At 71.7% G+C, this 11,187-nt stretch carries 9 protein-coding genes and 1 pseudogene; 9 read left to right on the forward strand and 1 reads right to left on the reverse strand.

The genetic code is table 11. From position 1 onward, the window contains the following. The first annotated feature begins 57 nt into the window (after positions 1 to 57). The 9 genes and pseudogenes from ABEB09_RS12650 to ABEB09_RS12690 all read left to right on the forward strand — a co-directional run bounded on the left by ABEB09_RS12650 (position 58) and on the right by ABEB09_RS12690 (position 7,148). On the forward strand, positions 58 to 963 hold the full coding sequence (locus tag ABEB09_RS12650) for a phage distal tail protein (RefSeq protein WP_345689990.1): 906 nt from the start codon (positions 58 to 60) through the stop codon (positions 961 to 963). A gap of 13 nt (positions 964 to 976) precedes the next feature. Beyond that, positions 977 to 2,143 carry an H-type lectin domain-containing protein gene (locus tag ABEB09_RS12655; RefSeq protein WP_345689991.1) on the forward strand — a complete coding sequence of 389 codons (1,167 nt, stop codon included), beginning with the start codon at positions 977 to 979 and terminating at the stop codon, positions 2,141 to 2,143. Between the two features lie 60 nt (positions 2,144 to 2,203). Next, on the forward strand, positions 2,204 to 3,265 hold the full coding sequence (locus ABEB09_RS12660) for a hypothetical protein (protein ID WP_345689992.1): 1,062 nt from the start codon (positions 2,204 to 2,206) through the stop codon (positions 3,263 to 3,265). Beyond that, positions 3,262 to 4,407 carry a hypothetical protein gene (locus ABEB09_RS12665; RefSeq protein WP_345689993.1) on the forward strand — a complete coding sequence of 382 codons (1,146 nt, stop codon included), beginning with the start codon at positions 3,262 to 3,264 and terminating at the stop codon, positions 4,405 to 4,407. The genes ABEB09_RS12660 and ABEB09_RS12665 overlap by 4 nt, the downstream gene beginning before the upstream one ends. Beyond that, positions 4,407 to 5,123 carry a hypothetical protein gene (locus ABEB09_RS12670; RefSeq protein ID WP_345689994.1) on the forward strand — a complete coding sequence of 239 codons (717 nt, stop codon included), beginning with the start codon at positions 4,407 to 4,409 and terminating at the stop codon, positions 5,121 to 5,123. Before ABEB09_RS12665 ends, ABEB09_RS12670 begins: the two co-directional genes overlap by 1 nt. A gap of 250 nt (positions 5,124 to 5,373) precedes the next feature. Then, positions 5,374 to 6,294: a peptidoglycan-binding protein gene (locus ABEB09_RS12675; RefSeq protein WP_345689995.1), complete on the forward strand. Its 921-nt coding sequence runs from the start codon at positions 5,374 to 5,376 to the stop codon at positions 6,292 to 6,294. A gap of 11 nt (positions 6,295 to 6,305) precedes the next feature. After that, positions 6,306 to 6,541, forward strand: a pseudogene (locus ABEB09_RS12680) (hypothetical protein). Next, the gene (locus ABEB09_RS12685) at positions 6,528 to 6,791 is read left to right on the forward strand and encodes a hypothetical protein (protein ID WP_345689996.1); all 264 of its coding nucleotides are present in this window, start codon (positions 6,528 to 6,530) and stop codon (positions 6,789 to 6,791) included. The pseudogene ABEB09_RS12680 and the gene ABEB09_RS12685 overlap by 14 nt, the downstream one beginning before the upstream one ends. An 84-nt stretch (positions 6,792 to 6,875) precedes the next feature. Then, on the forward strand, positions 6,876 to 7,148 hold the full coding sequence (locus tag ABEB09_RS12690; RefSeq protein ID WP_345689997.1) for a hypothetical protein: 273 nt from the start codon (positions 6,876 to 6,878) through the stop codon (positions 7,146 to 7,148). A gap of 94 nt (positions 7,149 to 7,242) precedes the next feature. Here the strand turns inward: ABEB09_RS12690 and ABEB09_RS12695 are convergent, their stop codons facing one another. Then, a complete protein-coding gene (locus tag ABEB09_RS12695; protein WP_345689998.1) occupies positions 7,243 to 11,142 on the reverse strand; it encodes a DNA-directed RNA polymerase subunit beta' in 3,900 nt (1,299 codons plus the stop codon). Positions 11,143 to 11,187: the final 45 nt, after the last annotated feature.

Consider the following 11,187-nt stretch of genomic DNA (forward strand, 5'->3'; position numbering starts at 1 on the left):
GCGGAGGGGACCTCCGACAACCGTTCCCCCGCGTCGACCCGCCGGTGTGAGGAGCCCATGACCGAGACCACGACCGCCACCGAGACACCCGGCTCACTGATCACCCAGGACGGGCAGATCCAGTGGGCCGGACTGCTGCTCGGCCCCGGCACCCCGTACGAGATCGACCGCGAGGGCCTGACCGGCTGGGCCGACCTGCCGGGCCTCGACTCCGGTGACGCCGCGCGCCCCACGGGTCACGGCTCCTGGGCCGGCGCCCAGTGGTCGCAGCCGCGCACGATCACCGCGGGCATCTGGCTGGTGCCGGGCGCCCCGTCCGGCGCGTCCGGCGAACTGCTGGACGCGTTCGTGCGGGCCACCGCCGTCGCGGACGCCGAGCAGTGGCTCGCCGTCCGGCTGCAGGGGCGGACCACGGGCGTACGCGCCCGGGTCACCCAGCGGGCCGTACCGACCGACCGGCGGTACGCGACGGGCGGCATCACCCGGATGACCGTGCAGTGGACCGCCACCGACCCGCGCCGGTACGCCCTGCGCGAGGAGGCCCTGTCGCTGGCCCTGCCGCACCACGGGGACGGGATCGACTACCCGCTGGCCTATCCGGTCGACTACGGCACGCCCACCTCCACCGGCTCGGGCGTGGCCGTCAACACCGGCAGCGCCGACACCTGCCCCCAGGTGGTGTTCACCGGCCCGGTCACCCGGCCCCGGCTGGTCAACCACACGACCGGCCGGACGCTGGAGTACGCGCTGACGCTCGCCGCCGACGACCGGCTGACCGTCGACACGCTGGAGGGCACCGTCGTGCTCGGCGAGCGCGCCTCCCGCCTGTACGCGGCGGCGCCCGGCTCGGCGCCCGAGCAGTTGTTCGTCCTGCGACCCGGTGAGAACCGGCTCGAATTCCGTGCCGCCGAAGGGACTCCGGCGGCTTCCGTCCAGCTGAGCTGGCGCTCGGCGCACCTCTGAGGAGAACAGGCACATGACCGTACGTGTGGGTCGGCTGACCAGCGGAATGACCCCCGAGGACCACCGCCTGGCCGCGTCGGCGGGCATGTCCCCGACCGGGCCCCTCACCACCCGGGGCGGCTGCGTGCCCGGCGGCCTCGGCCTGGTGGCGGCCTCCGCGATGCAGGCCACCCTCCAGCCGGGCCGGCTGTGGATCCAGGGCTCCAGCGCGGCGACCCAGGGCGGGTACGCCGTGACCGTGGACGCCGGCGAGCTGCTGACGTTCGCCGACGGCGACGCCACGTACACCCGTATCGACGCGGTCGTCGTCCGCGTCCGCGACAACGTGTACGACGGCTCGCAGCTCGTCGAGGGACGCGTCGAGATCATCCAGGGCACCCCGGCCGCGACGCCGGTCGCCCCGGTCTCGCCGGCCAACAGCGAGAAGCTGTACGAGGTGACCGTGCGGGCCGGGGCGAGCGCCGGCAACGGCGGCATCGACTGGTCCACGGCGGTCGCCGAGCGGCGCCGCTTCACCGCGGCCCTCGGCGGCATCGTCCCGCCCGGCTGGGGCACCGGCTTCGACGGCGGCTACCCGGGCCAGTACCGGGACGCGGCCGGGGTGCTCCAGCGGTGGAACGGCACCGTGTGGGAACCGATCCTGCGCCTCGGCAACAGCGGCGAACTGCAGCTGGGCGACGCCCGCTGGTACCGCCAGGCCGCCTCGACCATCACGACCGACAGCCTCATCCGCACGTACCGCCCCGCGGACTCCAACGCGCTGTCGATCCGCACCCCGGGCGACACCAACTCCCGGCTGTTCATCAACGGCGACGGCGCCGTCTACTGGGGCGCGGGCGGCACCGCCGCCGCCGACGTCGTCCTCTACCGGTCCGCCCCGTCGACCCTGAAGACCAACACGGACCTGGTCGTCCGTACGCACAAGGTGCACTTCGGCGAGAGCGGCACCGTCACGGTGTCCTTCACCAGCGCCACCTCCTTCACGCAGGCGGTCACGTTCGAGACGCCGTTCAGCAAGGTCCCGCGGGTCTTCACCAACATCAACTCCGGTGTGGGCGCGACGTCCAACTGGCACGTGCGCGCCTACAACGTGTCCACGACCGGCTTCACGATCTTCTGCTTCGGCCCGTCCACCTCCTGGTCGGGCATCCCGGTGCAGTGGGGCGCCTTCGCCTCCTGACCGCGGCCGCCACCGACCACACCGTCCGCCCCGCGCCCTCACCCACGCAGGGAGTCACCCATGACCGTACGTACCGCCTGGCTCCTCCCGACGGGCCAGACCCGCGAGGACACCCGGCTGGCCACCTCCGCCCTGTTGACGCCCACCGGTGACCTCACCTCCCGGCAGGGCATCGTCCCCGGCGGCTTCGTCCTCACCGGCGTCTCCGCCATGCAGTGCGCGATCGGCGCCGGCCGGGCCGTCATCCAGGGCGCCGCCCAGCAGGGCGCCTACCTGGTCGCCGTCACCGAGCCCGAGACCCTGACCCTCGACGACGGCGACCCGTCGTACCCCCGCATCGACCGGATCGTGCTGGACGTCGAGGACCACCCGTACGACGGCAGCGGCGCCACCCGTGCCGTCGTCCGGGTCGTCCGGGGCACCCCCGCCGCCGTCCCGGCGGAGCCGCCCCTGCCGGCCACCGCGCTGCCGCTGTACAACGTCACCGTGCGGGCCGGGGCGTCCGCCGGCAACGGCGGCATCGCCTGGTCGACGGCCGTCACCAACAAGCGCTACCCGACCGTCGCGCTCGGCGGCATCGTGCCCGCGATCGGCTTCAACGGCCTGTACGCGGGCCAGTACCGGGACGCCGAAGGCCGCCTGGAGCGGTGGAACGGCACCGCCTGGACCGCCTACCCGCCGGCGCCCACCTGGCGCGGCTGGACCCCGGCGTGGACCACCAGCACGGGCGCCGCCACCCCCTCGTACGGCAATGCCACCGTCGAGGGCCGGTACGTCCAGGACGGGCTCACCGTGCACCTGAACTTCCGCATCGTGTTCGGGTCGACCACGAACTTCGGGGCCGGCGGCAAGTCCGACAACTGGCGCTTCACCCTGCCCGTCCCGGCCGCGTCCGCCCTCCAGTGCATCGGCTTCGCCGAGCTGAACGGCGACACGTCGGCCCGGGTCGTGGCCCGGATGCGCTGCACCAGCACCGCCTTCTTCGAGCTGGAGATCAGCTCCGGCCGCCCCGACGGGGCTCCCGTCGCCGGCACCGGCCTCACCGACGCCCAGAGCCCCTGGACGTGGGCGGCCGGGCAGTCGATCCTCGGCTCGGCGACCTACGAGGCGGCCGCCGTATGACCGTGTCCACCACCAGCCACACGACCACGGCGGCCGGCGGCAGCACCCCGTACCGCGTCCTGTTCTGCGACCTGCGCACCGACCGGCCCCTCGACGTCCTCCCGCTGCGGGACGTGTCGCTCGACGACTACATCGGCCGGCCCGGCTCACTGTCCGGGACCGTGCCCGTGCCCAACGCCGCCCTCGCCGACCGCGTCCGCCGCATCGAGGAGGGGCGCACCGCCGTCTACCTGGAGCGGGGCGGCGACCTGTGGTGGGGCGGCGTCCTGTGGACGTCCACGCTCCAGGCCGACGACAAGGGCGTCCTCACGCTCGCCCTCCAGGCGGCCACCTTCGACTCGTACGCCGCGCGCCGCCGTATCCGCCGCGACCTGACCTACACGGGCCTCGACCAGCTGGAGATCGCCCGCAGGCTGTGGCAGCACATCCAGGTGGACACGCCCGGCGGCGACATCGGCGTCACCACCGGCACCGAGACGTCCGGGGTGCTGCGGGACATGGCGTGGCGGGACGGCGACGAGACACCCGTCGACGAGGCGTTCAAGCAGCTCGCCGAGGTCGAGAACGGCTTCGAGCACCACATCGCCGTCTACCGCGACCCGGTGTCGGGCGACCGCGTGAAGCGGCTGCGCCTCGGCCACCCGAAGCTGTTCACCGGCCACACCGACCTGGTCCTGGACCGCCCCGGGCCCGTGCTCGCCTACTCGTTCCCCAGGGACGCCACCCGCGGCGGCACCACCGCCCGCGCCCGGGGCGCCAGCGCCAACACCGACCAGAGCCAGGAGAGCCGGCCCGTCCTGTCGGCCGAACACGTCGCGCAGGACCTCATCGACGGCGGCTGGCCGCGGGTCGACCTGTCCTCCGACCACTCGTCCGTGACGTCGGTGGCCTCGCTGAACGCGCTGGCCGCCGCGCAGCTCGCGGAGGCCCGCGGCGCCGTGGTGATCCCCGAGGTGACGATCCGGCTCGACGAGCGCTCCCCCGTCCCGCCGATGCTGCTGGGCCGCACCGTGCGCCTGCGCATCACCGACGAGTGGTACGCCGAGGGGCTCGACGCCCGGTACCGGGTGATCGGCGTCAAGGTCGCCCCGCCCCAGCGCGGCCGCCCGGAAACCGCCGAACTCTTTCTGGAGGCCCTCTGATGCCCGCCCTGCCCGAGGACCTGCTGGACCTGATCCGCGAACTCCAGCGCCAGGTCCGCCGGCTGTCCACCGCCGCCGTCACCAGGCCGGCGCTCAACACCATCTCCGGCGGCGACGTCACCATCACCGACGGCGGGCGGCTGATGGTGGTGAAGGACGAGAGCGGGGACGCCCTGCTCCACATCGGCGAGATCGGTCCGCACACCGACGGCTCCCCGCAGCAGGGCGTCCTCGTGCGCCGCGAGGACGGCAGCCTGGCGTTCGGCGTCTACGGCGGCGCCTCCCAGGCGCTCACGCTGTGGGACCGGTTCGGCCGCATCGTCGTCGCCGACGACACGGTGAGCGGCGGGCTGGCCCGCCCCTACGTGCCCGTCCCGCTGTACCCGGCGCCCGCCCCGGTCACCTCGTCCACCTGGACGCGGGTCCTCCAGGGCGGGACGTACCTCCAGCACCCGCGGCTCGCGGTCGGCCTGTGGGTGCAGGCCGACGCGGGCACCACGGTCGAGGCCCGGGTGCGCTACCTGGCGGCCGACGGCTCCACGGTGCAGCTCGGCGACGTCGTCACCGCGACCGGCACCGCCTTCACGCAGAACGTCGTCGCCGCCCACGGCCAGCCCACGTTCAGCTGGAGCAACCTCTTCGTCGAGGGCCGCCGCACCGCCGGCACCGGCGCGGCCGCGGTGGGCGTGCTCTTCGCCGAGGGCCGGCAGTCATGACCGTACGACCCGAGAGGAGCACGCGATGAGCGAGGCCCAGGCACCGGTCCAGGTCCAGGACGGGGAGACGGAGGAGGTCATCGTCCCGGCCGGGGCGAGCTGCTCCTGCCCCCGGCGCCCTCCCCGTTCCCCGCCCCCGCTCCCTGAGCCACGAGTCCACTCTCTCCCCCCGCCCCCGTGCCGTCCCTCCCCCGGCACGGGGGCGGCGTCGTCCCACGCACCCTGTCCCACGCACGTCTGGAGGGCGCCCATGGCCACCCCACTCACCGCCGACCAGCTGCTCACCGCGCTGCACGCCGAAGGCGTCCGCGTCGTCGAGCACCCCGGCTGGCGCACCCACCACCGCAACCACGCCGGGGCCTGGGGCCCCGTGCACGGCGTGATGATCCACCACACGGTCAGCACCGGCACCGCCTCGTCCGTGGCGCTCTGCGCCAAGGGCTACGAGCAGCTGCCCGGGCCCCTCTGCCACGGCGTGATCGCCAAGGACGGCACCGTCCACCTGATCGGCAACGGCCGCGCCAACCACGCCGGTGGCGGCGACCCGGCCGTCCTGCGACACGTCATCGCGCAGGACTACGGGGACCGGCCGCCGGCGCCCCGCGAGCACCAGGGCAGCGCGGGCGCCGTGGACGGCAACGCCCGCTTCTACGGCTTCGAGTGCGTCAACCTCGGCGACGGCGTCGACCCCTGGCCGGCCGCCCAGCTCGACGCGATCGAGCGGGCGTCGGCCGCGATCTGCCGAGCCCACGGGTGGAGCGCGAAGAGCGTGATCGGACACCTGGAGTGGTCCGACTGGAAGGTCGACCCGCGCGGCTTCACCATGCCGTCCCTGCGGGCCCGCGTCGCGGGCCGCCTGGGCACGAAGCCCGCCCCCGCGAAGCCGGCCCCCACGGCGCCGGCCACCGGCACGCCGCGCTACCAGCCCTTCCCCGGGGCGGCGTTCTTCACCGCACGCCCCAACTCCCCCATCGTCACCGCGATGGGCCGCCGCCTGGTCGCCGAGGGCTGCTCGGCCTACCGGGTGGGCCCCGGCCCGCGCTGGAGCGAGGCCGACCGCCTCTCGTACGCCGCGTGGCAGCGCAAGCTCGGCTACCGCGGCGCCGACGCGGACGGCTGGCCGGGACCCGCGTCCTGGAACGCCCTCAAGGTCCCGTATACCACTCGCTGAAGGAGCACCACATGTCCGAAGCCGCCAGGCGCACCGCCCGTACGGTCCTCCAGACCGCCGTCGGGCTCGCCGTCGCGCTCCCCGCGCTGGTCGACGCCGCCGGGCTCCCGGCGACCCTCCCCTGGGTCGCCGGCGCCCTGGCCGCGGCCGGCGCCCCACCCGGCTGATGGCGGTCCCGGCCGTCCAGGCCCTGCTGCCGCGCTGGCTGCGCACCGACACCGCGGGGGCCGCCCATGACCGAGACTGACCCGAACGACCCGGTCGGGGTCGCCCTGGAGCTGGAGCGCCTGCGCGGCACCCTCGAAGCGGGCTTCGCCCGGGTCGACGGCTCGCTCGCGCTGCTGGTCCAGCGCAGCGACCAGACCGACCGGCAGCTCGCCGACCACGAGGCCCGCCTCGACTCGCTGGAGCGGGCCCGCTGGCCGCTGGCGAGCATCGGCGCGCTGACCGCCTGCGTGGGCGCGGCCGTCGCCCTGTGGGAACTCTCCAGCCGCTGACCGGCACGGCGCTCCTGACACCCCGCCCGTCGACCATGACAATGTGCACACCATCGCACGACTTACGACATACGGGGGTACGTCATGGAACGCGAGCGCCAGCAGCACGGCTTCCACCACATCGGCGACGGCGTCGAGGTCGACGTCCGCCTCGCCGTGATCGAGTACGGCGACGTCCTCGCCGACTACACCGCGGCCGCGACCTGCGAGGACGCGCCCCGCGCGGTCGTGGAGAACTACGCGCTCGCCGTGGACGCGCTGGCCCTGGCCCGCCGTGTCCCCGTCGAGGACGTCCCGGCCGTCCTGGGCGTCGGCGTCCGCGCGCTGCGCCGCGTGCACCGCGCGCTGCGCCGCTGACCGTACGGCGGACCGGTCCGTACGCCGTGGGGACCGTACGCACGCCGAAGGGCGGCCACCCGTTGGGGTGACCGCCCTTCGTCAGACATGCGCCTTACTGGTTGTACGGACCGTAGTCGTAGTCCTCCAGCGGAACGGCCTGGCCGGAGCCGGTGCCGAACGGCGAGTAGTCGATGTCGTCGTAGCCGACGGCCGAGTACATCGCGGCCTTGGCCTCCTCGGTCGGCTCGACCCGGATGTTGCGGTAGCGGGACAGACCCGTACCGGCCGGGATGAGCTTACCGATGATGACGTTCTCCTTGAGGCCGATGAGGCTGTCGGACTTGGCGTTGATCGCCGCGTCCGTCAGGACTCGGGTCGTCTCCTGGAAGGAGGCGGCCGACAGCCAGGACTCCGTCGCCAGCGAGGCCTTGGTGATACCCATCAGCTGCGGACGGCCGGAGGCGGGGTGACCGCCCTCGGTGACCACACGACGGTTCTCCTGCTCGAAGCGCGAGCGCTCCACGAGCTCGCCCGGCAGCAGCTCCGCGTCGCCGGACTCGATGATCGTCACACGGCGCAGCATCTGCCGGATGATGATCTCGATGTGCTTGTCGTGGATCGACACACCCTGCGAGTTGTAGACCTTCTGGACCTCGCCGACCAGGTGGACCTGCACGGCCCGCTGGCCGAGGATGCGCAGCACGTCGTGCGGGTTCTCGGTACCCACGGTGAGCTTCTGGCCCACCTCGACGTGGTCACCCTCGCCGACCAGGACACGGGCACGCTTCGAGATCGGGTACGCGGTCTCGTCGCTGCCGTCGTCCGGCGTGATGATGATCTTCTTGGTCTTCTCGGTCTCCTCGATCCGCACGCGGCCGGAGGCCTCGGCGATCGGCGCCATACCCTTCGGGGAACGGGCCTCGAAGAGCTCGACGACACGGGGCAGACCCTGGGTGATGTCGTCACCGGCCACACCACCGGTGTGGAAGGTACGCATCGTCAGCTGGGTACCGGGCTCACCGATGGACTGGGCGGCGATGATGCCGACCGCCTCACCGATGTCGACCAGCTTGCCCGTCGCGAGCGAACGGCCGTAGCAGTACGCACACGTGCCGACCGCCGACTCACAGGTCAGCACCGAGCGGGTCTTGACCTGCTCGACACCGGCCGCGATGAGCGCGTCGATGAGCACGTCACCCAGGTCGACGTTGGCCGGCGCGATGACCTTGCCGTCCACGACGACGTCCTCGGCGAGCATCCGCGCGTACACGGACGTCTCGACGTCGTCCGCCTTGCGCAGCACGCCGGCCTCGTCCTTGAGCGCGATCCGCAGCTTCAGACCGCGGTCGGTGCCACAGTCCTCCTCGCGGATGATCACGTCCTGCGAGACGTCCACCAGACGACGGGTCAGGTAACCCGAGTCGGCGGTACGCAGGGCGGTGTCGGCCAGACCCTTACGGGCACCGTGCGTGGAGATGAAGTACTCCAGCACGGACAGACCCTCGCGGAAGGACGCCTTGATCGGACGCGGGATCGTCTCGTTCTTGGCGTTCGACACCAGACCACGCATACCCGCGATCTGGCGCATCTGCATCATGTTTCCTCGGGCACCCGAGTTGACCATCATGAAGATGGGGTTCGTCTTCGGGAAGTTGTCGTTCATGGCCTCGGCGACCTCGTTGGTCGCGTTGGTCCAGATCCCGATGAGCTCCTGGGTGCGCTCGTCCTTGGTGATCAGACCGCGCTCGTACTGCTTCTGGATCTTCTCGTCCGCGGCCTCCCACTTGGCGACGATCTCCTTCTTCGCCTCGGGGACGACGACGTCGGAGATGGCCACGGTGACACCGGAACGGGTGGCCCAGTGGAAGCCCGCCGCCTTCAGGTTGTCGAGCGTCGCCGCCACGATGACCTTGGGGTAGCGCTCGGCGAGGTCGTTGACGATCTCGGAGAGCTGCTTCTTGCCGACCGTGTAGTCGACGAACGGGTAGTCCTCGGGCAGCAGCTCGTTGAAGAGCGCACGGCCCAGGGTCGTCCGCAGCCGGAAGCTGTCACCCTGCTGCCACTCGGGCTCGCCCTCCTCCGAGACCGGCGGGGTCCAGCCGCGGGGCGGGACGGAGCCGATCGGGAAGCGGATGTCGACCTTCGCCTGGAGCGACAGCTCCCGGGCGTCGAAGGCCATGATCGCCTCGGCGGTGGAGTTGAAGGCGCGGCCCTCACCCTTGACCTCGCGCTCCTCCTCGTCCGTGGTGAGGAAGAAGAGGCCCAGCACCATGTCCTGGGTCGGCATGGTGACGGGACGGCCGTCGGCCGGCTTGAGGATGTTGTTCGAGGACAGCATCAGGATGCGCGCCTCGGCCTGCGCCTCCGCGGAGAGCGGCAGGTGGACGGCCATCTGGTCACCGTCGAAGTCCGCGTTGAACGCGGTGCAGACGAGCGGGTGGATCTGGATGGCCTTGCCCTCGACCAGCTGCGGCTCGAAGGCCTGGATGCCGAGGCGGTGCAGCGTGGGCGCACGGTTCAGCAGCACCGGGTGCTCGGCGATGACCTCTTCGAGCACGTCGTACACGACCGTGCGGCCGCGCTCGACCATGCGCTTCGCCGACTTGATGTTCTGCGCGTGGTTCAGGTCGACCAGGCGCTTCATCACGAACGGCTTGAAGAGCTCCAGCGCCATGGCCTTGGGCAGACCGCACTGGTGCAGCTTGAGCTGCGGGCCGACGACGATGACGGAACGCGCCGAGTAGTCGACTCGCTTACCGAGCAGGTTCTGACGGAAGCGACCCTGCTTACCCTTCAGCATGTCGCTGAGGGACTTCAGCGGACGGTTGCCGGGGCCCGTCACCGGGCGGCCACGACGACCGTTGTCGAAGAGCGCGTCCACGGCCTCCTGGAGCATGCGCTTCTCGTTGTTCACGATGATCTCGGGCGCGCCGAGGTCGAGAAGCCGCTTCAGTCGGTTGTTCCGGTTGATGACACGGCGGTACAGGTCGTTCAGGTCGGAGGTCGCGAAGCGGCCACCGTCCAGCTGCACCATCGGCCGCAGGTCCGGCGGGATGACCGGAACGCAGTCGAGGACCATGCCCTTGGGGCTGTTGGACGTCTGCAGGAACGCGGAGACGACCTTCAGCCGCTTGAGGGCGCGGGTCTTCTTCTGGCCCTTGCCCGTACGGATGATCTCGCGGAGCTTCTCGGCCTCCTCCTCCAGGTCGAAGGACTCCAGGCGCTTCTGCAGCGCCGCGGCACCCATCGAACCGTCGAAGTACGTACCGAAGCGGTCGCGCAGCTCGCGGTAGAGCAGCTCGTCGCCCTCGAGGTCCTGGACCTTGAGGTTCTTGAAGCGGGTCCACACCTCGTCGAGACGGTCGATCTCGCGCTGCGCACGGTCGCGCAGCTGCTTCATCTCACGCTCGGCACCCTCGCGGACCTTGCGGCGCACATCGGCCTTGGCGCCCTCGGCCTCCAGCTCGGCCAGGTCGGCCTCGAGCTTCTTGGCGCGGGCCTCCAGGTCGGCGTCGCGGCGGTTCTCGATCTGCTGGCGCTCGACGGAGACGTGGGCCTCCAGCGAGGGCAGGTCGCGCGTGCGGCGCTCCTCGTCGACGTACGTGATCATGTACGCCGCGAAGTAGATGACCTTCTCCAGGTCCTTCGGGGCGAGGTCCAGCAGGTAGCCCAGCCGGGACGGAACGCCCTTGAAGTACCAGATGTGGGTGACGGGGGCGGCCAGCTCGATGTGGCCCATCCGCTCACGGCGCACCTTGGCACGGGTGACCTCGACGCCACACCGCTCACAGATGATGCCCTTGAAGCGGACACGCTTGTACTTGCCGCAGTAGCACTCCCAGTCCCGGGTGGGGCCGAAGATCTTCTCGCAGAAGAGGCCGTCCTTCTCGGGCTTCAGGGTGCGGTAGTTGATGGTCTCCGGCTTCTTTACCTCGCCGTGGGACCACTGCCGGATGTCGTCCGCGGTGGCCAGGCCGATCCGCAGCTCGTCGAAGAAGTTGACGTCGAGCACTATGCGTCAATCCCTCTCAGGGTTCGTGTCAATCAATGGTCTGTA

Origin of the sequence: Streptomyces coeruleoprunus (assembly GCF_039542925.1) — a bacterium.
Classification (GTDB): Bacteria; Actinomycetota; Actinomycetes; order Streptomycetales; family Streptomycetaceae; genus Streptomyces; species Streptomyces coeruleoprunus.